This window comes from Nonomuraea sp. NPDC005650 (assembly GCF_040605375.1).
Lineage (GTDB): Bacteria > Actinomycetota > Actinomycetes > Streptosporangiales > Streptosporangiaceae > Nonomuraea.
In genome coordinates this window covers 52,801-74,645 of sequence record NZ_JBEXCR010000055.1, presented here as the reverse complement: position 1 = coordinate 74,645, position 21,845 = coordinate 52,801, and the positions used below count along the sequence as shown (strand labels likewise).

Sequence of the window (21,845 nt, the reverse complement as noted above, 5' to 3'; positions counted from 1 at the left end):
TACGGAATGGCCCGTCCACGGGGGCGTGAAATGGACCTGGCCGGCGCCATTGCCGACTGGACGGCTTGACCCAGAAAGAACAGCGAAGGAGCAGCGACGATCGGCCGGGAAACCGCACTCGACACCACTCGGAGATTCTTTCGCCGGTCCCGGACGAGTGGTCCATGGGCGATGTGGTGCCGCGCGGCCCGCTGGTCGGTCCGCGGTCCACGGGAGAGACCGTCGCGGAGCCCGACGGGCCGGCGCGCACCATGGACGCGGTCAGGGCCGCTGTCGGCCGACCGCCGCCGGCCATCGTCGGCACCGGCGGAGACGAGGCCATCCCGATCGTCGCCGGAGCCGGCCCTTCCGCGCCCGTCTCCGGTGGAGATGACGGGCTCGCGGGCACACCCGGTCCGGTGCGTGACGCCATCCTGCCGCCCGCCGCCACACGGTTGGGCGCATGCGTCGTACGACTTGCTCGCGTCGTCGACGACGCGATGAGGGTCATGGTGACCACCGGACTGGCCGAGAGCATGACATCACCGACCGGCTGGACGCCGGACCACCGTGGTCAGGCCACGGACTCGCCGGTGGAGCCGAGCGGGTGACGCACGAACGCCACCCCGGCCACGGCGCCGGTCGCCGGCTGCCCGGATGGCGGTCAGCGCCCGGGGGAGGGGACGCGATCGGGCACCTGGCTGTCGGCGGAGCGCACCGTGCCCCAGCCGGCCACCAGCGCGACGATCGTCTGGCCGGCCGCGGCCACGCACATCAACATGATCGGTGCCTGCCAGCCCGAGCTCATCGTGTGCAGCAGCCCGAAGATCACCGGCCCCACGGCGGCCAGCAGGTAACCGACCGACTGCGCCATGGCCGACAGCGCGCCCGCCCCGGTCGCGTCCTGGGCGCGCAGGCTGATGAAGGCCAGCGCGAGCACGAGGCAGGCTCCGCCGCCCAGCCCGAGGACGACACTCCACAGCAATGCCAGCCCCGGCGCCACGAGAAGTCCCAGATAGCCGACGAGCATGACCGCCGAGCAGATCGTCGCCAGCGCGCGCTGGTCCCGCGCCCACCGCAGTGCGCCGGGCACCGCCAGGCTGGTCAGCACCGCGACCGCCTGGAACAGGAACAGCAGCCATCCCGCCCCGGCCGCGCTCATGCCGTTGTGCTGGAAGACCTGAGGCAACCACGTCACGACGACGTAGAAGCCCAGCGACTGCAGCCCCATGAACGCCGTGACCGCCCACGCCAGCCCGGAACCCCACGGCAGCCGGTGTCCGCGCATCGCCTGTGCGGCACGCCGCGGAGCCCGCATCTGAGGAAGCCACAGCAGCACGGCCACCAGCGAGAACAGGCCCCAGTAACCCAACGCGGTATACCAGCCGCCGGGGGCGACCTCGCTGATCGGCACCGCCACCCCGGACGCCACCGCGGCGACACCGCCCATCACGGTGGCATAGGCGCTGGTCAGCAGTCCCACCTTGGTGGGGAAATCGCGCTTTATGAGGCTCGGCAGCAGCACGTTGCCCACGGCGATGCCCGTCCCGATCAGCACCGTTCCCGCGAACAGCCCGACTGCCGTCGGCACCCACCGCAGCGCGATCCCCAGCGTCAGCACCACGAGTGCATACCCGAGGAGCCGGTCGGCTCCCCACCGCGCGGCCAGCCGGGGCACCAGCGGCGACACCGCCGCGAAGGCCAGCAACGGCAGCGTGTTCAGCAGGCCCGCCACGGCCGGGGCCAGACCCAGATCAGCCTGTACGCGATCCAGCAACGGCCCGACGCCGGTCAGGCTCGCCCGCAGGTTCGCCGCCACCACAAGCAGCCCCCACACCAGCAACGCCTGACCCGAACGCCGCGTCAACGTGTTATCCATGGACACCACGATCAAGCCGCACCGCGGCCGACAGCCAGGCCGTGCTCAGGCTAGCCCCCAAAAGGCCACCCTCCGCGCCGCGCGACGGGGAACTGCGCGATCAACGGGCGGCCCGGTACCCTGTCGACGTGGGGACGCCATTGGGGAACTTCATCCGGGCCAAGCGCGACAGCATCCAGCCGGAATCCCTCGGACTTCCGGACCGCGGCCGCCGCCGGTCACCGGGGCTGCGCCGGCAGGACCTCGCCACGTGGGCCGGCATCAGCGTCGAATACCTGACCCGCATCGAGCAGGGCCGCGACCGCAATCCGTCGCCGGCGGTGATCAACGCCCTCGCCGACGCGCTCCGCCTCGACACTCCGGAGCGCAACCACCTGCGCTACCTCGTGAAGATCACCGGCGACGAATGCTCCGTCCACATCCGGCCCGTGCCGCCGTCCCGGCGCGTGCGACCGTCCGTCCTGCAGACACTCGGCCTCCTCGAACCCGGCGTCGCCATCGTGACCAACCGGCTGGGCGACGTTCTCGCCCACACCAGCAGCTACCAGTTGCTCACCAGCGGGACCGGACTGCTCGACGCCGCCCGTCCGAACCTCAACCGCTACCTGTTCACCGACCCCCGCGCCCGGACGTTCTTCGTCGACTGGGACGACATCGCGGACGAGCAGGCGTTCGACCTGTGGCAGGCGCCGTCCCTCGAGAACCTCGAGTGGCTCACCGCGGAGCTCACCCCCATCGCCGGGCCCGACTTCACCCACCGGCTGAAGCGTCATGTGGTGCCGCGACGTGGCGTTCTCCGGCTCAACCACCCGGCCGGGCACCAGCTCCGGCTGCTTCGTGAGACGCTCGAACTGCCCGTGGAGGCCCAGCAACTCGTCGTCTTCCTCCCGGCCGACGACCAGACGGCCGAGGCCATCGACCAACTCCAGCGCCACTCCCACGGCCGCCTCCGGTCCATCTCATGACACATTGACACCCTCCCGCACACCAGGGGAGCGGGCGTACGGCTCAGCGGTCGCTCGCCACCCGTGAGGGGCGGCCGTAGCGGCGGCAGCCGTCGGTCGCGAACTGGTACGTGCCCAGACGCACCCAGTTGTCCCGGACGTCGGCGCGCAGCCGGCCCAGGGTGACGACCTAGCCGGCCCTGCCGCCGGGTGGCCTCGCCTGGCCGGTTGTCAGGCGGGGCGCCATCCGGGCTCCCCCTCCTGGAGGTGCGCCCTCAGCCAGGTTTCGGTCGTGGTGATGTGCATCAACGCAGCGGCCTGCGCTCGGATCGCGTCGTTGGCGACCAGCGCGGCGTAGATGGCCTGGTGTTCGATCAGCGTACGGCCGGCGGCGTCGGCGTCGAGGAGCCCGCGCCACACCCTGGCGCGCAGAGTACGGCCGGCGATGCCGTCGAGCACGGCCGACAGCGTCTCGTTGCCCGTCGCCGCCACCACCGCGCGATGGAACTCGGCGTCGTGGTGGTTGAGCAGCTCGACGTCGTCCTTCGCCTCGCGCATCGCGTCGAGATGCGCCCTGACCTGGGCCAGCTGTTGCTGGTTGATCCGAGTGGCCGCCAGCCCGGTGGCGGCGGGTTCGAAGAGGCGGCGTACCTCGGTGAGCTCCAGCATGGTGTCGCCCTGGAGCAGCTCGACGGCCTCGGCGATGCCCTCCTGGAGGAGGAGGCGCGGCTCCAGGCTGGTGACGTAGGTGCCGCTGCCGCGCCGTACTTCGAGGACGCGGGTGGCCACGAGCGCCTGAACGGCCTCGCGCATCAGGTTGCGCCCGACGCCCAGCTCGGCCGCGAGTTGCTGCTCCGGCGGCAGCTTCGAACCGGGCGGCAGCTCGCCGGACTGGATGAGCTCCCGGATCCGGGCGATGGCTTGGTCGGTCAGCGACATGCCCGGAATCGTAGCAGGCGATCCCATGTCTCTGTAGATGACATCCCATGGCTTGCCGTGAGTCTGGTGGGTTTCGTCCTTATATCTGGACGATAGAGGAGAGGTGAGTTATAAAGACATCCCATATCTACGGGATGTCATTGGGATGTCTGACGCGGAAGAGGGCCCGCATGACCCATACGCGAGAGGTCGTCACAGCAATCGAGGCGGTCGACGTCCGCTTCCCCACCTCGCAGGAGCTCGACGGTTCGGACGCGATGAACCCGGAGCCGGACTATTCAGCCGCCTACGTCACCATCCGGACCAGCGCGGGCCGGGAAGGGTACGGCCTGGCGTTCACGGTCGGGCGCGGCAACGACGTGCAGGTCGCCGCGGTGAGAGCGCTGGCACCCCTGGTGACCGGCCTGCCGCTGGCGGAGATTCTCGCCGATCCGGGCGGGTTCTCCCGGCTGCTGACCGGCGACAGCCAGTTGCGGTGGCTCGGCCCGCACAAGGGGGCGATCCACATGGCCGCCGCCGCGATCATCAACGCCGCCTGGGACCTCCACGCGCGCATCGAGGGCAAACCGGTCTGGCGCCTGCTGGCGGAGATGACGCCGCGCCAACTCGTCGATCTCGTCGACTTCCGGTATCTGCGCGACGCGCTCACGCCAGAGGAGGCGCTGGAGATCCTCGAACGGGCGGAGCCGGGCCGCGCCGAGCGGATGGACGATCTCCTGGCCCGCGGCTATCCGGCCTACACCACGACGCCGGGCTGGCTGGGCTATTCCGACGAGAAGCTGGTCCGGCTGTCGAAGCAGGCCGTGGCCGACGGGTTCACCCTGATCAAGCTGAAGGTCGGCGCCGACCTCGACGACGACGTACGGCGGCTGCGGCTGGCCAGGCAGGCGGTGGGGCCCGGGATCCGCATCGCCGTCGACGCCAACCAGGCATGGGGCGTGGGCGAGGCGGTCGAATGGCTGAGACCTCTGGCGGAGTTCGACCCGTACTGGATCGAGGAGCCGACCTCCCCGGACGACGTGCTGGGGCACGCCGCGATCCGCAAGGCGGTCTCGCCCATCAAGGTCGCCACCGGCGAGCACGTCGCCAACCAGGTCATGTTCAAGCAACTGCTGCAGGCGGACGCCGTCGACGTGGTGCAGATCGACGCCAGCCGGGTGGCCGGGGTCAGCGAGAACGTGGCGATCCTGCTGCTGGCCGCCAAGTACGGCGTGCCGGTGTGCCCCCACGCGGGCGGTGTGGGTCTGTGCGAGATGGTGCAGCACCTGGCGATGTTCGACTACGTCGCGGTCAGCGGCAGCACCGAGGACCGGGCCATCGAGTACGTGGACCACCTGCACGAGCATTTCGTCGACCCGGTGTCGATCCGCTCCGGCCGCTACCTCGCGCCGGCGTCTCCCGGCCTCGGCGCCCGGCTGCACCCCGGATCGGTGGAGACCTATCGCCACGTGGAAGCGCCGTGAGCTCGCTGAGGACGGACGCGGCCCGCAGCTTCCGCCGCCACTGGCAGCTCTACCTGCTCCTCCTGATCCCGCTCGGCTACTTCGTCGTCTTCAAGTACGTCCCGATGGTCAACGCGGTCATCGCGTTCAAGGACTACAGCGTCATCGACGGGATCTGGGGCAGCCCGTGGGCAGGCCCGAAGCACTTTCTGGCCTTCTTCGACAATCCGGTCTTCTGGACCCTGGTGCGCAACACCTTCCTGCTGTCGGCGTACTTCCTCATCGCGAGCTTCCCCATCCCGATCATCCTGGCGCTCGCGCTCAACGAGGTCCGGCGGGGGCTCTTCCAGCGCACCGTCCAGCTGGTCACCTACGCGCCCTACTTCATCTCGACGGTCGTGGTCGTCTCGATGACCATCCTGATCCTGTCGCCGAGCATCGGCCTGGTGAACGACGCGATCGGCCTGTTCGGGATCAGCTCCGTCGACTTCCTCGGCGATCCCGACTATTTCCGGCACATCTATGTCTGGAGTGACGTCTGGCAGACCGCCGGATACTCCGCCGTCGTCTACATGGCGGCCCTGTCGGGGATCGACCCCGGCCTGTACGAGGCCGCCAGGGTCGACGGCGCCAACCGCCTGCAGAAGATCATCCACGTCGACCTGCCGGGCATCATGCCCACGGCGGCGATCGTGCTGATCCTCGGCGTGGGGAACATCATGGCGATCGGATTCGAGAAGGCGTTCCTCCTGCAGAACCCGCTGAACCTCAGCCAGTCCGAGATCATCGCGACCTACGTCTACAAGACCGGGCTGCTGAACGCCGACTTCAGCCTGGCCACGGCCGTCGGCCTGTTCAACTCGGTCGTCAATCTCGGCCTGCTCGTCGCCGTCAACTTCGTCGCCAAGCGTGTGTCCGGGTCCGGTCTGTGGTGACCGGCGCCGTGGAAGGGAGCCGGCAATGACCGTGACAACCGCGGCCCGCAAGCCGCGAGCGGCCGTGCCGGCGCGGCCGGGCCGGGTGCGGGACTCGCGCGTCGACCGCCTCTTCATGGCGGCCGTCCACGTGCTCCTCGTGACGTTCCTCGCGGTGGTCCTGGTCCCGCTGGTCTACATCGTCGCCAGCTCGCTGAGCAGCGCCGACGCGGTCTCCTCCGGGCGGGTCACCCTCTGGCCGGTGGACTTCAGCCTGCGCGGTTACGAGGTGGCGCTGTCCGACCCGCAGATCGTCACCGGATTCGCCAACTCGCTGTTCTACACGGTCGTGGGCACGCTGATCAGCGTCACCCTCACCATCGCCATCGCCTATCCGCTGTCCAGGAAGGACTTCTTCGGCCGCAACCTCATCACCCGCCTCATCGTCTTCACGATGCTCTTCGCGGGCGGCGTCATCCCGACCTACCTGGTGGTCAAGTCCCTCGGGATGATCGACACCAGGTGGGCGCTGATCGTCCCGAACGCGATCGGCGTCTGGCAGGTGATCATCGCGCGCACCTATCTGCGCCACGCGATCCCGGAGGAGCTCTACGAGGCCGCCGAGCTCGACGGCGCCAGTGATCTGCGTGTCCTGTGGTCGGTGGTCCTGCCGCTGGCCAAACCGATGATCGCGGTCATCTCGCTGGTGTACGCGATCGCGCAGTGGAACTCCTATTTCGACGCCCTGATCTACCTCAAGAACGACGACCTCTACCCGCTCCAGCTCGTCCTGCGGAACATCCTCATCCTCAACACCCAGGGCGACAGCAGCATGGACGCCGCGACCATGCTCGAACGCCAGCAGATGGCCGACCTGCTCAAATACTCCCTCATCGTCATCTCGACGGTGCCCGTCCTGCTCATCTATCCCTTCGTCGCCCGCCACTTCACCAAGGGCGTCATGCTCGGGGCGCTCAAGGGCTGATCCACCCCCCAACTGCCACACGAGGTGCTGACATGCTGTCCACAATCAGAAAGCCGCTCGCCGTCCTCACCGCCACGGGCCTGCTGTCACTGGCCGCCTGCTCGGGCGCCCAGGAGGACAACCGGCAGGCGTCGAACGCGATCACCGTCTTCGCGCCCCAGGGACCCGAGTACGACCTCGCCAACAGCACGTTCACCAGACATCTCCAGCAGAAGCTCGGCATCAAGCTCCAGTTCGAGACCACCACGTACGACGCCGCCGCGGCCAAGGAGAAGCGGCAGATCTCCCTGGCCGGCGGCGACTTCCCCGACGTCTACATGCTGATCGCGTGGGTCGACGTGTTCAGCCAGTCGGAGCTGTTGCGCCTGGCCAAGCAGGGTGTCCCGGTGCCGCTCAACGAGCTGATCGACAAGTACGCGCCGAACATCAAGAAGGCCTTCGAGCAGTCGCCCGAATACAAGAAGATGGCGACCGCGCCGGACGGCAAGATCTACGGCCTGCCGCAGTGGAACGACTGCTTCCACTGCTCCTACTCGGCCAAGCTGTGGATGAACTCCGCCTGGCTCAAGAAGCTGGGCCTCAAGCAGCCGACCACCACGGAGGAGATGCGGGAGGTCCTCAAGGCGTTCAAGACCAAGGACCCCAACGGCAACGGCAAGGCCGACGAGATCCCGCTCAGCGGCAGCACCACCGACACGCTGCTGTCGTACTTCATGAACGCCTTCCTGTACGACCCGCAGGCCGGCGGCACCTACCCCTCGACCCTGGCCCTCGGCAACGGCAAGGTGCAGCTCCAGCCCGCGCAGCCGGCCTGGCGCGAGGGTCTGCGCTACCTCGCCTCGCTGTACAGGGACGGGCTCATCGACAAGGGCGCCTTCACCCAGAACCGGGACGCCCTGAAGGCCAAGGGCAACCAGGCCGAGGCGACGACCGTGGGCGCCGCGACCGTGCAGCATCCGGGCATTCTCGTGTCGGACGGGCTGAAGGACGAGCGCCGCAAGCACTACGACGCCGTGCCACCGCTGACCGGCCCGGCGGGAGTCCGGTACACCGCCTACAACCTGCCGAGTGTCCCCGGGGCCGCGTTCGTCATCACGAGCAAGGCCAGTGAGCAGACCCGGATCGCCGCCATCAAGATGCTGGACTACGTCTTCACCACCGAGGGCCACCTGCTCGGGGAGTTCGGCGACGAAGGCGTCTGGTGGACCAAGCCCGGCCCCGGCGACGTCGCGCTGGACGAGAAGCTGACACCGCTGTTCAAGACGATTCCCGCCAAGCCCGATGCCCCGGTCGACAAGGCGGCCAGACCGTGGGGTGCCATGGCGCAGTACTACGCCCCCAAGGAGTTCCGCAACGCGCAGGTGCAGGCGACCGACGTCTACGTCCCCGACGGGTACGAGCGCAGGCTGTTCGACGCCACCAAGCTGTATGAGGGCAAGGAGCCGAAGGACCAGATCTACCCGTACTGGAACGTCTGGATCTCGCCGGACGTCGCCAACGAGGTGGCGACCCTGCAGACCAACATCGAGAACTTCGCCACCCAGTCCAGCCTGCAGTTCGTCACCGGGCAGAAGAACATCGACGACGACGCCGCCTGGAACGCCTACCTGAAGGGCCTGAACGATCTGGGCCTTCCCCGCTACCTCGAACTTCAGCAGCAGGCCTACCAGGGCCGATAAGCACGGAGAGAAGCCCATGTCCGCACGCCACCGCATCCGCCTGTCCACTCCCGCCGCCCACTTCCACGACGGCTTCCCCCTGGGCAACGGCGCTCTGGGCGCGATGCTCCACGGCGGAGCCGGCGCCGAGCGTTTCGACCTCAACCTCGACACGCTGTGGTCAGGTGGCCCGTTGCCGGCCGAAGAAGGGCCCGCGCCCGGCCTGCTCCTGCCGGAGCTGCGCGAAGTCATCCGCAAGGGCGACTTCGTCCAGGCCGACGGCCTGGCCAGACGGATGCAGGGGCCCGGCTGGACCGAGTCCTACCAGCCGCTCGGCCGGCTGGACTGGCACTACGCCACCACCGGCCAGGCCGACGACTACGGCCGGGAGCTCGATCTCGCCCAGGCGATCGCCACCACGCGCCACCGCGGCGACGGCGGCCCGGTCGAGCTCTCCGCCTTCGTCTCGGCACCCGCCGGCGTGCTCGTCGCCTCGGTGACCGGCGCCGAGCCGCTCGCGCCGCCCTCGTTCACCTCCCCGCACCCCGGCGTCCAGGTGTCCGAATTCGACGAGGGCGGCACGCGCTGGCTGGTGGCCACGGGAAGGGTGCCGGCCCACGTCCTGCCCAACTACGTCGACCAGCAGCCCGCGATCGTCTACGCCGACGACGAGCCCGACCAGGACGGGACGGTCGCCGCCGGCATGGGCTTCGCCGTCGCGGTGGCACTGCAGCGGACCAGCTCAGGGGAGGTCCGCCTCATCGCCTCGGCGGCCAGTGGCTTCCGCGGCTTCGACCGGCGCCCCAGCGCCGACCTCGCGGCGCTCGCCGAGCAGGCGCGCGGGCCCGTCGCCTCCACGCTCGCCCGCAGCACGGCCGAGCTGCGGGCCGGGCACATCGAGGACTACCGAGGCTACTTCTACCGGGTGGACCTGGACCTGTCCGCCTCACCGGACGCCGCCCGCGCCGAGCTCTTCTACCACTACGGCCGCTATCTGCTGATCTCCAGCTCGCGTCCGGGCACCCAGGCCGCCAACCTCCAGGGCATCTGGAACGCCGACGTCCGCCCCGGCTGGAGCTGCAACTACACCACCAACATCAACGTCCAGATGAACTACTGGCCCGCCGAACCCACTGGCCTGCAGGACCTGCACGGGCCGCTGCTGGACCTGATCCGCGACCTGGTCGCCACCGGCGCGACCACGGCGCGACGCTACTACGGGGCCGCAGGATCGGCCGCGCACCACAACACCGACATCTGGCGCTTCACCACGCCCGTGATCGGCGAGCCCTGGTTCACCACCTGGCCTTCCGCGCTGTTGTGGCTGGCCGCCCACGCGTGGGACCACGCGGAGTACGGCGGCGCCGGCGACCTCGCGCTCCCCGTGCTGCGCGCCGGGACGGAGTTCGCCCTCGACCTGCTGGTCCCCGACGAGGACGGCCGGCTCGTGATGAGCCCGTCGACCTCGCCGGAGCATCGCTTCCTCGTCGCGGACTCCCACGCCGCCACCTCCGAGGGCGCGGCGATGGACCAGGAACTCATCCACGAGGTGCTCACCCGCTACACGCGGCTGGCCTCCGACGACCTCGCCGAGCGCGCCCGCTCGGCGCTGGCCCTCCTGCGTCCGGTCGCCGTCGGCGACGACGGCGCGCTGCTGGAGTGGTACGGCGAGCGCCCCTCACACGAACCCGGGCACCGCCACGTCTCCCACCTCTACGGCCTGTATCCGGGCACCCGCATCACCGAATCCGGAACTCCGCGCGACTTCGACGCGGCCCGACGCGCGCTGCGCACGCGGCTGGAGAACGGCAGCGGCCACACCGGCTGGAGTCAGGCGTGGATCCTGTGCCTGGCCGCCCGGCTGCGCGACGCCGAGCTCGCCGAGCGGTCGATCGCGATCCTCCTCGACGAGCTCAGCTCCGAGTCCCTTCTCGACCTGCATCCCCACGGCAGCTGGCCGGGCGGCCACATCTTCCAGATCGACGGCAACTTCGGCGCCGTCGCCGGCATGACCGAGCTGCTCGTCCAGAGCCACGAGCAGTTGGTCAGCCTGCTCAAGACGCTGCCGCCCAGCTGGCACAGCGGATCCGTCCGCGGCATCCGGTGCCGCGGCGGACACCGTGTCGACCTCACCTGGCGAGTGGGGACGCTGGTGAGCGCGGACATCACGATCGGCCGCCCCGGACCGGCGATCCTCGACGTCCCCTGCGACACTCCGCCCCTGACCATCGTCGACGAGGACGGCACCCTCGTGCCTCATACCGAGGCCGAGGGCGCGATCCCCGGACGGCGCCGCCTGACCTGGGACGGCCTGTCCGCCCGTCGCTACACGGCCCGTACGACGACAAGTGAACGCTGACGCGGAGCCGGTCAGCGGCGACGCAGCACGACGGTGCCGCCAGGCGGCACCGTCAGTGCGGCGTTGTCACGGACCTTGGCGCCGGTGACGAGGTTCACCGAAGGGCCGAAGTCCTTGGTGGTGAAGGTGTACCTGCGGTTGCCGGTGGTGTTCATGGCGATGAGGTACGGCCCGTACCGGCACCGGTAGAAGGCGGCCCGCCCGACGAACGGTGTCTCCTGCCCGAGAGGGGAGGCGGGCACGTCCGGTGGCGCGGCCGCGAGGGGCAGCTTCTGCCCGGCGAACGCCTGATGGACGGGCTCGCCGGGCGGCGGGAACCCGCCGGGAGGGACGGGCGCGTCGGCACCGACGGAGAACTCCCAGTTGGCCCAGTCGGGTTCGGTGTGGACGCGGCCGTCGCCGATGACCTCCACCTCCTGCCAGACGGTTCCGGAACGTTCGATGCCGTCGGGGGTGATGTGGTGGACACGGGCCAGGCGGTTGACGCCCCAGCGAGCCCGCCAGTAGAGGGAGACGTAGAGGATCTCGTCCCCGTGCTTGACGGCGACCACGCCGTTCTCCTCGTCGGCGAAGACGAGGCCGGGCTGCCCGGGGGTCATGGGCAGCGGGCGCCTGCCGGCGGAGGCGGTGGTGATGACCTCGTAGTCGCGCCTGACCGACAGCAGGTTGCGGTCGACGACTGCGCTGTTGGCCGCGTTGTGGGCGTCGAGCAGGATGCTGAACAGCTGGTTGTCGGCGATCGCCTGGCGGGTGTAAGCGATCAGGTCGGGGTCCTTGAGCAGGGCGGCGAGCTGCATCGGCTGCCCTTCCCAGCTCTGGGCCTGGTCGTAGACGCGCTTTCCCGGGTACAGCGGGTCACGCCAGCCGGTGAGCGCTTCCAGCCGCATCGTGCGATACCCGTCCGCGTCCAGGGCGGGGTGGTGGAAGTAGCCGCGGGTTTTGGCGATCTTGACGAGGTGATCGCGCAGCCGGTCGTCCCGGACGCCGCCGAAGACGGTGACCACCTCGTAGATGAGTCTGAGCCAGCCCTGGAGCTCTCCGTAGCTGCCGACGTACCCGAGCTCCTTGGACAGGCCCTTCTTGGTCACCTGGTAGTAGGAGCCGCCGAGGGGCCGGCTGGGGGTGCCCTGCTCGTCCTCGGCGCCCAGCCAGGGGGCCAGGCCGACGGCCTCGTACAGGTAGCGGCGCGCCCGCTTCTCGCCCCAGGCTTCGGCGGCGCCGAGGAGCTCCAGGCCGCGGTCGGCGAGGTAGATGCCGAGGTCGACGATCATCGCCTGGTTGGTGTACGAGCGGCGGTTCTTCCGCCAGTACTCGCGGCTGTCGAGCAGCAGCTTGCGCCAGGCGTCGCGGCGGACGACCGGCTTGTAGGCCGAGCCGGCGGGCGGCGTGAGCGCCAGGTCGTCGAACCAGGCGGTGCCCGGACCTTTGAGCCGGACCTGGAGCTCCACGGCGACGGCGCCGGCCGGGGTGTCCAGAGCGGCGCTGACCCGTTCCCAGTCGTGCGTGCCGGCGACGGCGAAGACCTTCTTCTCCGCCCCGACGACCTTCCCGGCGGCGTCGAAGAAGAGCACGTCCAGGTAGGCGCCGTCGGCGCTTGCGTTCTCTGTCCTGATCCAGGCGGAGTAGGTGTGGGCGCCGGGACCGATCGGGATCCTGCTGTGCGGGACCAGGCCGACGACGCCGGCGGAAGGGACGGTGATCTTCGCCGAGGCCGCGCCGTTCCGGGTCACGGTGGCGTCGCGGGTGGCCGTGCCCGAGCCGGTCCAGGTGTTGCCACGCCAGCCGGTGGGATAGCCGTGGCCGTCGTCGAAGCCCGGGTTGTTGATCACCGCGGGCTCCCCGGTGAGCGGGGCGTCGAGTCGCGCGATCAGGGTGTTCCCGAGCTGGAGGAGGAACTGTGCGACGATGCCGGCGCCCATCCAGTTGCCCTCGACCACCGCCGGGTCGGCGAGGTAGCGGCGGTAGTAGTCGTCCACGCTCTGGACGATCTGGGCGGCCACGGCCGGGTTCTGGTGGGCCTCGGTGTACGGCAGGTCGTAGGCGCGGGCCAGGACGTCGAGGTAGTCCATGTTGCCCTGGACCGAGGTGCGGTTGAGCTCGGTGCGCACCCGGGCGGCCACGCGGGCGTCGATCGTGTCCAGCACTTCCCGGCCGGGCGTGGTGCGCACCGGCGCGTCGGCGATCGAGCCGGGCAGGTCGCCGGAGCCGAGGTCGAAGTACGGCTGCTGATGAGTGTAAAGGCGGTAGATGCCCCGGGACGGGCGGGTCAGACCCCGGAAGTAGGTCTCCGGGGTGTTGGCGTAGACCGGGATCCGTCCCATCGAGCGGATCTCCAAGGTGAGGCTGGTCTTGCCCGCGGTGAGCTCGGGCGGCAGCGGGAGCGTGTGGAAGTAGAAGCGGCCCGGCGTACGCGGCTCCCATCCGGCGATGTCCAGCGGGTCCACCGCGCCCAGGTGGTAATGGCCGACCTGCTTGCCCTCGGCGAACAGCTGCAGGCGGCCCATCTCCTCGCCGGCGTCCCCGCCCCAAAGCTTGATCGTCACGTACGTGGGCCCGGTGGGGCGGCAGGCCATGGTGACGGTCACCGTGCCGCCGAAGAATCCGGCCGCGTCCAACGGCTTCAGCACGCGGGCCGGCTGGCCGAGACCTCCCGTCAGCGTGTCCGAGGCGTTCGCGACCAGCCGATGAGCGGTCTCGGAGCTCTGATCGCCGAAGACGACCGTGTCCAGCGCGCCCGCGTCGTCCGCGAGCGGGGCCGTGGCCGCGCCGGCGGGCCCGGCCTGCCACAGCCGGCCGCCCGCGGTGGCGGCGGCCGCGCCGCCGGCGAGCTTGAGGACGGACCTGCGGTCCAAGGGTTGGGACATGGCGATGCTCCTTCGGGGGTGAGTGCGCGCCGGCCGCTTGTGCCGCGGCGTGGGACGCGCCCGGTGGGCGGAGGCGGATCGTGCGGTCAGGCGCTGGTTGCGAGGTCGGCCGGCCGCACCTGATGGGCGAGCGGGAGTCCCGCGGCAAGGCGTTCCAGCTCGGCCATGACGGTGCGGCCGAGTCGCTCCAGTTCGTTGCCGATGGAGCCGGCGATGTGCGGGGTCAGGAACACGTTCGGCAGCCGGTAGAGGGGCGAGCCGGCGGGCAGGGGCTCGGGGACGGTGACATCGAGCACCGCACTGATCCGGCCGCCGGCCAGCTCGTCGGTGAGCGCCTCGTGGTCGACCAGGTTGCCGCGGGCGGTGTTGATCAGCACACCGCCGTCCGGGATCAGCGCCAGCCGCGCCCGGTCCAGCATCCGGTACGTCTCGGCGGTGTCGGGGGCGTGCAGCGTGATGATGTCGCTGCCGCGCAGCAGGTCGTCGAGCGCCAGCGGTACGGCCCCGAGCGCCGCGGCCGTCGCGTCGCCGACGTACGGGTCGTGGAGCGAGAGCGCCAGATCGAAGGGGCGCAGCAGTTCCATCACGCGACGCCCGACGCGGGAGGCGCCGATGACGCCGACGCGCCGGCCGAGATTGCCCAGGCCGGCGACCTCGCCGGCGGTGGGGCGGGCGTGCCCGAGCCGGTAACGCTCCGCCAGCGTGAAGGCGCCCTTGCCGGCCAGCAGGATGGCGGCGAGGGTGTATTCGGCTACCGGCAGGGCGTTGGCCTGCACGGCGCTGGAAACGGTGCGCCCGCGCTGCCAGAACGCCTCCCCGACCAGGTGCCGGACGCTGCCGCCCGCGTGCAGGACCGTCCGCAGCCTGGGCATGGCCGCCAGCGCGGCGCCGTCGAGGCGCGGGCAGCCCCAACCCGTGATCAGCACCTCGCTTTCGGCCAGCGCGGCGGCCAGTGCCGGGTCGGCGAAGTCGCGCACGACGAGGTCAAGGTCGATTCGCGCGAGTTCGCGCAGCCGTGCCATCAACGGCGGGGGGAAGAGCGCGGGAAGATGCACCGGGTCCATCGCGAACAGGGCTGCGGGCAGCAGGGCAGAAGGCATTCTTATCCTGGTTCGACGGGGGGATCAGGACGCTGGCAGCCGGTCTTCCGACTGCGAGGAGCGATTGATGAAACTAGTATCATCGACTCGCCCGCGCAACAAGCCCGTAACACCGCCGGCGTGAGCCGGGCCATGGTCGTCCCGCTCTAGCACATGGCGTAGGGATCGAGCCGGCGAGCCTCAGCCCGCCGGGCGGGCTCCACCGGCTCGCGGATCAGGGCGCGGACTCCCTGGCGACCAGCCGGCTCGGCAACTCCACGTGGCCGGTGGCCTCGTCGAGGCCCAGCGCCAGGCGAGCCCCGCGAACGCCGACCTCCCAGAACGGCGCCCGGATGGTCGTCAGCGAAGGCGTGAGGTCGACCATATGCGGGGCGTCGTCGAAACCCACCACGGCGACGTCGGCCGGGATCGCGAGGCCGAGGCTCCGTGCGGCGCGGTAGACGCCGATGGCGACGCCGTCGGTGACCCCGACCACCGCCGTGGGCCGGTCTGATCCGCGCAGGAGCTCCAGGGACGCGTGGGCCGCGGCCTCGGTCTCGTTGGCGCACTCGATCACCAACGATGGATCGATCGCCAGGCCGGCATCCCGCAGGCCCAACTCGTATCCGCGCAGGCGCTGCAGCGGGGAGGTCTTGTTCGGGTGCGTGCCGATGAAGGCGATCCGCCGATGGCCCGCCGATGTGAGGTGCTTCATCGCGGTGCGCACGCCGCCGACCTGGTCGTAGTCGACCGAAAGGACGTTCGGCAGCGCGGGGATGGCCGGGTGCCCGCACAGCACGAGCCGGGCGCCGATCGTCTCCAGGTCATGGGCGTACTCGGCGATGCGTCGCTCGAACTCCACGCCGGTCGCCGTCGAACCGGCGAACAGGACCGCGGCGGCCCGTTGCTCGCGCAGCGTCTCCATCAGGTCGCGCTCCCGTGCGACGTCGTCACCCGTGCTGCTCACGATGAGGAGGTTTCCCTGGTCGGCGGCGACGCTCTCGGCGCCGGCGGCCATCGCGGCGAAGGTCGCGCCGATCATGTGGGTGGCGAGGAAGGCCACCGAACGCCGGCCTCGCCCCATCATGGCCTGTGCCAGCCCGTTGACGACGTAGCCGAGTTCCTCGGCCGCGGCGAGGACCCGCTCGCGGGTGTCGGGACGCACGAGGGGGCTGCCGGCGAAGACGCGAGACGCCGTCGACGTGGAGACGCCCGCGCGGGCGGCCACGTCACGCAGATTCGCCCCTGAGGTCGGGGCCGGGCCGCGCGTCCCGCGCCGCCGGTTGGGAGCGTTGGTGGGCGCGGTCATGCAGGTCATTGTAGGACTTCTGGCCGATGCGGGGCGGCGGAGCCGAGCGCGTCACGGTTCGGTGAATCGGCGACGCCGTGCCTCCGGCCCTCTTGACGACCTGCCGCCCAACTCGTAATTTACCGCTCTGAAACTAGTTGCAAACCACGACGGAACGCGGCAGCGTGGGCGCGCCGATCCACCCGGACCTCCGGACGACCGTCAGCGCCGGCGCACTGTTCGATGGCTGCGGGGGCCAGTTCGAAGGACAGAGCGATGGCAGTGAACGCACGTCGCGGCGGCTTTCGAAGGAGTAGAACATGCACAACGCGCGAACTCCGGCACAACGGACCCGAATCGGACGCTCCTTGGCTGCCGCGATCGCGGCCGTGGGCCTGGTCGGGGCGCTTGCCGGGTGCGGAGGGAACGCCGGATCTTCGGGGAAGACGGAGATCCGCTTCGCCTACGCCGCCGGGGACGAGACGTTCAACACCGTCCTGAAGGCGGTGGCCGAGGCGTACAACGCGCAGGGCAAAGGCTCCACCGTGCGGCTGGACCCCTTGGCCGGGGGCATGGACTACGCCACGGCGGTCAAGACGATGGACGCCACGGGCAACTGGCCGGCGATCATCGACATGAGGGAGACGCGGACCTACGTCGCCGCCGGCAAGCTGGCACCGATCCCGAGTCAGGTCACCTCCCTGCTCGACGACAACGTCTACGGCAAGGCCGAGGACGGCAACGTGTACGTCGTCCCCGCGGGCCCGCTGAACGGCGAGATCGGGATCAACATCGTCTACGACAAGGACTACTTCGCCAAGCACGGCCTGAAGGTGCCGGCCACCTACGGCGAGTTCGTCAAGCTGCTCCAGGCCGTCAAGGCCAACGGTGACACACCGCTGGCGACGGCGGCGGGTGAGATCTGGCCCAGCGATCAGCTGTGGAAGCCGCTGGCCTCTCCGGTCTTCGCCCGGTGGAGCGACAAGGGCGGGTTCTGGAACGCGGTGGAGGAGGGCAAGGCCTCGATCAAGGATCTGCGCGAGTCGCTGGAACGGCTGAAGTACATCACCGACAACTTCGTGCTGGACGGCTGGCAGTCCACCACCGACGCGCAGACCAGCACCCTGCTGGTCAACCACAAGGCCGTCATGGCGACCTCGTCCGCTGGGACCGGCCGCCTGAACGACATCCAGAAGGTCGACCCCAAGTTCAACGCGGGGCTCTTCATCATCCCGGACGACCAGGGCAACATCGACGTCCTGAAGAACGCGGTCAACGGGGAGACGGCCACCGGTCTGTCCATCTCCGCGCAGGGGCGGAAGAACGCGGCCCAGTATCAGGCGGCGGTCGACTTCCTGACCTATTTCTACTCGGTGGAGGCCGCGAACGTCATGGAGAAGAGCGGCGGCATCGCCCCCAACATCAGGCGGTCGGCCGAGATCACCCGCAACACGTCGGTCCCCGGAGCGCAGGACTACTTCGACCTGCTCAAGAACCCGAAGCTGGTCTGGTACGACAACGACCCCCGCTCGACCAGGTTCAGCGCGTTCGCCACGTTCTTCCGCCAGGCGCGGATCGAGATGCAGGACGGTCAGACCACGCTCGACCAGGCCATCGCCAAGACGCAGGCCGAGTTCGACAAGACCGTCAAACAGGGATGAGCGAGACGAGAGGGCACCGGTCGTGACCATCGAGCGTTCCCCAGGCGCGGCCGTGCTGCCGAAGAGCGGCACGAGTGACAGGGCAGAAGGAGGCGCTCCGCCCGCCCGGACCGGCCGCTCGCGGCGGCACCGGACGATCATGTTCCTGTTCATCGCGCCGGCCCTTGTGGTCTATGTCGTCATGGTCATCGCGCCGTCCCTGCAGTCGATCCAGATCAGCCTGACGGACTGGGACGGCGTCAACCCGTCGTACGACTACGTCGGGCTGCGCAACTACGACGAGATCCTCGGCAGCGGGCGGTTCTGGAACGCCGTCACCAACACGCTGCTGCTGGGCCTCGGCTCGGCGCTGATCATCAACGCGATCTCGCTCTGTGTCGCGCTCCTGCTCGACCGGCTCCGACGCTGGCAGGGCCTGTTCCGCACCGCCGTCTACCTGCCGGCGCTGGTGAGCGGCTTCATCGCGGCGACCATCTGGAAATACATCCTCAACTACAACTTCGGCGTCGTGAACACGACCCTGGGGGACCTGGGCGTGGAGTCGTGGGCGCGGGACTGGCTGGGCGACAGCGGCCTGGTCGTCTGGGTCCTGCTGTTCATCATCTGCTTCACGCTCGGCGGGAACACGACGCTCATCTACCTGGCCAACCTGCAGTCGGTGCCGCCGTCGCTGATCGAGGCGGCGCGCATCGACGGCGCCTCGGGCCGGCAGGTGTTCCGCTACGTCACCTGGCCGATGCTCGCCGGCTCGGTGACGGTCAACCTCACGCTCGCGGTGATCGCCGGATGGACGATCTTCGATCAGGTCATGGTCCTCACCGCCGGCGGTCCCGGCTTCGTCAGCGAGACGATGGCGTTCTTCATCTACAAGGTCGGCTTCGGCGAGTACCGGGCCGGGTACGGCAGCGCCGCCGCCATTGTCCTGTTCGTCGTCGTGCTGGTGAGCACGCTGGCGGCGAACCGGTACATGCGCAGCAGGGAGATCCAGGCATGAGCGTCACCTCCGCCGCCCGCCCCCGCCCGCGCCGCAAGGAGCGGCGCGACAGGTTCACGACCGGCGAGATCGTATCGATGCTCGTGCTCACGGCCCTCGTCGCGGTGGTCGCCTTCCCGGTGTTGTACGCCCTGCTCAACTCGTTCCGCAGCTACGCCGACATCACGCGCGACCCGATGGGCCTGCCGACCTCGTTCAGCCTCGACAACTACGTGCGGCTGTTCCAGGACACCGACTACGGCGAGGCCGTGCTCAACACGCTGATCATCACGGTCGTCACGATCGTGCTGCTGCTCGCGGTCGTGCCGATGGCCGCGTACGGGATCGAGCGCATCGGGGGTCGCCTGTCGCGCGTGATCTACCTGTTCCTCATCGCCGGGCTCATGATCCCGTTCCAGGTCCGCATGATCCCACTCGTCAAAGGGATGAACGAGGTCGGGCTGTACAGCACGCTCACGAGCGTGATCATGGTCCATCTCGGCGCTTCCGCCTCTTTCGGCATCCTGCTGTACTGCAGCTTCATCAAGACCGTGCCGGTCGAGGTCGAGGAGGCCGCGTACATGGACGGCGCGGGGCCGCTGCGCACGTTCTGGTCCATCGTCTTTCCGATGCTCCTGCCGGTGACATCAGCCTTCGTCATCATTCAGGCGCTGCTGCTGTGGAACGACTTCTTCATCCCGCTGGTCTTCCTCGACTCGACGTCGGCGGGCACGATCAACGTCGCGATCAACCGGATGGTCGGCCTGCTCACCTCCCGATGGGAGCTCGTCTACACCGGGGCGATCCTCGCGGTCATCCCTTCAGTGATCATCTTCATGGCGTTCCAGCGTTACTTCATCAAGGGCATGGCGATCGGCGCGGTGAAGGGATGAGCGCACGCCTTGACGGTCCTGTGGCGCGGACCGCTCTCGTCACCTGGCACGTGTTCGTCGCGTCGGCGTGTTTCCTCGGGTGCTGCGCGCCGTACTTCCTGTTCGAGCGGTTGATCGGCTGGCAGCCCAGCCACGGCGCGCTGTGGCTCGGCGCGCTCAGCCTGATGCCGGTGGGCCCGGCACTTCGGGGACTGCTGGCGACCATGCACGCGATGGTGGGCGAGGGCGGGTACCCGGGCCGGCCCGTGGGCCGGTTCGCCGGTGCGATCCGGCAGAGCTCCCGCGGTCTGAGAGTGCTCTGGTGGTCGCTGCCGGCACTTGCCCTGCTTCTCGCGTACGACCTCGCTCTCTACGGCGCAACGAACCCGGCCGTGCCGGTTCTCGCCGTGACCGTGGGGACGCTGCTGGGACTGATCCTCATCGGCGCCACGGTCGCGGACACGCGACATTGCGGGCTCGCGGTGACGCTGCACATGGTGCTCAGATCCGCCGCTCGCCGCCCCCACATACCGCTGGCCTGGCTGTTCCTGCTGCTGGCGGCGGTGCTCGTCACCGATCTTCCGCTTGTCGGCCCGAGCCTCCTGCTCTTCGTTCCCGCAGCCTGGGCGGCGGCGGTCGACGTCGTCAACCGCTCCTGGGGGTTCGCCGCCGCGCGAGCCCGCGAGAAGACATGACCGTACGGATTCGTGGCGAGAGGATGACATGCCGTACGCCGAACTCGACGAGATCACGCTGCACTACCAAGACACCGGCGCGGGCGAGCCGACCCTGCTGCTCGTCCACGGGTGGGGTGGTGACCTGCGGGTGTGGGAACCGCTCGGCTTCTGTGATCACCGCACTGTCGCCGTGGACCTGCGCGGCCACGGCCGGTCCTCGGTACCGCGGCACGGCTACCGGCCGGCCGACCTCGCCGGCGATCTCGCTCAGTTGCTGTCCCGGCTGGAGGCCGGGCCAGTGGTGGCCATCGGTCATTCGATGGGCGCACAGGTGGTGACCGCCCTCGCCGTCGAGCATCCCGCGCTGCTCGCCGCGCTCGTCGTGATCGATCCGGCCTACGGCGCCGACGGCGAGGAGGCCGAGGGCTTCCACGATCGCTTGGCGCGCTTGCGGGCTGAAGGCGCCGGGGCCGCGCTCGACCCGCCCGTCCCGCTGCCGCCGGGAGTGCGCGAGCAGGTCCTGGCCACCCCAGGACCGGTGCTCGCCGCCTGCTACGCCGGGCTCTACACCGACCCGGGCGCGTTCGGAGCCCGGCCGGCGTCCGAGCGTTACCTGGCCCGGCGCCGGTGCCCGGTGCTGTGTCTGCGCGCGCGGGCCGAGCCCAGCGTGTGGGAGGCGGCCCTGCCGGCGCCTCCCGGCTCACGGGTGGAGGCGTGGGCGGGCAGCGGCCATTTCCTGCACCTGGAACACCCCGCAAGAACCATCCGCCTGATCACCAACTGGCTGGACCGGCTACCGAAGGGCGGCTGATTCCGGGAGCTCAACCGTCCGGTGATCATCCCGCCGTGGCGATCGGTGATGATCCGGATCGTGCAGCGCGATCCCAGGTCAGGAACCGGTGTGGACGGTCGCGGCGGGGGCGTGATCGTCGGCCGGATGGTCGGCCTCGACACCGCGGTCGATGCGGTCGGCGTGGTAGAGGCCCTGGGCGAGCAGGCGGCGCACGTGTTCGTCGGCCGCGCTGTAGTAGACGAAAGTGCCCTCGCGGCGGCCCTTGACCAATCCGGCCAGGCGCAGCTTGGCCAGGTGCTGGCTGACCGTGGTGGGGGAGGCGTCGGCCAGCTCGGCCAGGCAGGCGACGTTGGACTCGCCCTGCAGCAACGCCCACAGGATCTTGATGCGAGTGGGGTCGGACAGCAGCCGGAACGACTCTGCGGCCAGGTGCACCTGCTCCTCGTTCGGCATGTCGAAATCGGTCAGCGAGGTGTGCATACGGTCAGCATATCCCCGAACCTCACCACTTGCATATCTGCGTGAGTGCGCATATACGA

At 69.7% G+C, this 21,845-nt stretch carries 18 protein-coding genes; 12 read left to right on the top strand and 6 right to left on the bottom strand.

Annotation, left to right across the window (positions count from 1 at the left end):
• Positions 1-164: 164 nt before the first annotated feature.
• Positions 165-590, top strand: a complete 426-nt coding sequence (locus ABZS69_RS57045; RefSeq protein ID WP_355390062.1) for a hypothetical protein — start codon at positions 165-167, stop codon at positions 588-590.
• A gap of 53 nt (positions 591-643) precedes the next feature.
• Here the strand turns inward: ABZS69_RS57045 and ABZS69_RS57040 are convergent, their stop codons facing one another.
• A complete protein-coding gene (locus ABZS69_RS57040; RefSeq protein WP_355390060.1) occupies positions 644-1,858 on the bottom strand; it encodes an MFS transporter in 1,215 nt (404 codons plus the stop codon).
• Positions 1,859-1,986: 128 nt separating this feature from the next.
• On the opposite strand from ABZS69_RS57040, the gene ABZS69_RS57035 reads away from it, so the two are divergent.
• Positions 1,987-2,823: a helix-turn-helix transcriptional regulator gene (locus ABZS69_RS57035; RefSeq protein WP_355390058.1), complete on the top strand. Its 837-nt coding sequence runs from the start codon at positions 1,987-1,989 to the stop codon at positions 2,821-2,823.
• Positions 2,824-3,033: 210 nt separating this feature from the next.
• Here ABZS69_RS57035 and ABZS69_RS57030 read toward each other — a convergent pair whose 3' ends face one another.
• The gene (locus ABZS69_RS57030) at positions 3,034-3,741 is read right to left on the bottom strand and encodes a FadR/GntR family transcriptional regulator (RefSeq protein ID WP_355390056.1); all 708 of its coding nucleotides are present in this window, start codon (positions 3,739-3,741) and stop codon (positions 3,034-3,036) included.
• Positions 3,742-3,911: 170 nt separating this feature from the next.
• Between ABZS69_RS57030 and ABZS69_RS57025 the strand changes: the two genes are divergently transcribed.
• Genes ABZS69_RS57025 through ABZS69_RS57005 form a run of 5 tightly spaced genes read left to right on the top strand, consistent with a single transcriptional unit; the run spans position 3,912 to position 11,099 of the window.
• Positions 3,912-5,204, top strand: a complete 1,293-nt coding sequence (locus tag ABZS69_RS57025) for an enolase C-terminal domain-like protein (protein ID WP_355390054.1) — start codon at positions 3,912-3,914, stop codon at positions 5,202-5,204.
• Positions 5,201-6,118, top strand: a complete 918-nt coding sequence (locus ABZS69_RS57020) for an ABC transporter permease subunit (RefSeq protein ID WP_355390052.1) — start codon at positions 5,201-5,203, stop codon at positions 6,116-6,118. Before ABZS69_RS57025 ends, ABZS69_RS57020 begins: the two co-directional genes overlap by 4 nt.
• A gap of 25 nt (positions 6,119-6,143) precedes the next feature.
• Positions 6,144-7,082, top strand: a complete 939-nt coding sequence (locus ABZS69_RS57015) for a carbohydrate ABC transporter permease (protein WP_355390050.1) — start codon at positions 6,144-6,146, stop codon at positions 7,080-7,082.
• A gap of 32 nt (positions 7,083-7,114) precedes the next feature.
• Positions 7,115-8,761, top strand: a complete 1,647-nt coding sequence (locus ABZS69_RS57010) for a hypothetical protein (protein ID WP_355390048.1) — start codon at positions 7,115-7,117, stop codon at positions 8,759-8,761.
• 16 nt (positions 8,762-8,777) lie between these two features.
• Positions 8,778-11,099 (top strand): glycoside hydrolase family 95 protein, encoded by a 2,322-nt coding sequence (locus tag ABZS69_RS57005; RefSeq protein WP_355390046.1) that lies wholly within the window; start codon positions 8,778-8,780, stop codon positions 11,097-11,099.
• A gap of 11 nt (positions 11,100-11,110) precedes the next feature.
• Here ABZS69_RS57005 and ABZS69_RS57000 read toward each other — a convergent pair whose 3' ends face one another.
• The 3 genes from ABZS69_RS57000 to ABZS69_RS56990 all read right to left on the bottom strand — a co-directional run bounded on the left by ABZS69_RS57000 (position 11,111) and on the right by ABZS69_RS56990 (position 16,351).
• On the bottom strand, positions 11,111-13,963 hold the full coding sequence (locus ABZS69_RS57000) for a hypothetical protein (protein WP_355390044.1): 2,853 nt from the start codon (positions 13,961-13,963) through the stop codon (positions 11,111-11,113).
• A gap of 86 nt (positions 13,964-14,049) precedes the next feature.
• On the bottom strand, positions 14,050-15,063 hold the full coding sequence (locus ABZS69_RS56995; RefSeq protein ID WP_355390042.1) for a hydroxyacid dehydrogenase: 1,014 nt from the start codon (positions 15,061-15,063) through the stop codon (positions 14,050-14,052).
• Positions 15,064-15,277: 214 nt separating this feature from the next.
• A complete protein-coding gene (locus ABZS69_RS56990; protein ID WP_355390040.1) occupies positions 15,278-16,351 on the bottom strand; it encodes a LacI family DNA-binding transcriptional regulator in 1,074 nt (357 codons plus the stop codon).
• A 347-nt stretch (positions 16,352-16,698) separates the two neighbouring features.
• Here ABZS69_RS56990 and ABZS69_RS56985 point away from each other — a divergent pair, with 347 nt between their 5' ends.
• The 5 genes from ABZS69_RS56985 to ABZS69_RS56965 are packed head-to-tail and all read left to right on the top strand — an operon-like array spanning position 16,699 to position 21,324.
• Positions 16,699-17,991 carry an ABC transporter substrate-binding protein gene (locus ABZS69_RS56985; protein ID WP_355390038.1) on the top strand — a complete coding sequence of 431 codons (1,293 nt, stop codon included), beginning with the start codon at positions 16,699-16,701 and terminating at the stop codon, positions 17,989-17,991.
• Positions 17,992-18,013: 22 nt separating this feature from the next.
• A complete protein-coding gene (locus ABZS69_RS56980) occupies positions 18,014-18,985 on the top strand; it encodes a sugar ABC transporter permease (protein ID WP_355390036.1) in 972 nt (323 codons plus the stop codon).
• Entirely contained in the window at positions 18,982-19,857 is an 876-nt protein-coding gene (locus ABZS69_RS56975) for a carbohydrate ABC transporter permease (RefSeq protein ID WP_355390034.1), read from the top strand. The genes ABZS69_RS56980 and ABZS69_RS56975 overlap by 4 nt, the downstream gene beginning before the upstream one ends.
• On the top strand, positions 19,854-20,531 hold the full coding sequence (locus ABZS69_RS56970) for a hypothetical protein (RefSeq protein WP_355390032.1): 678 nt from the start codon (positions 19,854-19,856) through the stop codon (positions 20,529-20,531). Before ABZS69_RS56975 ends, ABZS69_RS56970 begins: the two co-directional genes overlap by 4 nt.
• 28 nt (positions 20,532-20,559) lie before the next feature.
• Positions 20,560-21,324, top strand: coding sequence for an alpha/beta hydrolase (locus ABZS69_RS56965; protein WP_355390030.1), 765 nt, complete (start codon positions 20,560-20,562; stop codon positions 21,322-21,324).
• Positions 21,325-21,402: 78 nt separating this feature from the next.
• Here ABZS69_RS56965 and ABZS69_RS56960 read toward each other — a convergent pair whose 3' ends face one another.
• Positions 21,403-21,786, bottom strand: a complete 384-nt coding sequence (locus ABZS69_RS56960; protein ID WP_355390028.1) for a metalloregulator ArsR/SmtB family transcription factor — start codon at positions 21,784-21,786, stop codon at positions 21,403-21,405.
• Positions 21,787-21,845 lie beyond the last annotated feature (59 nt).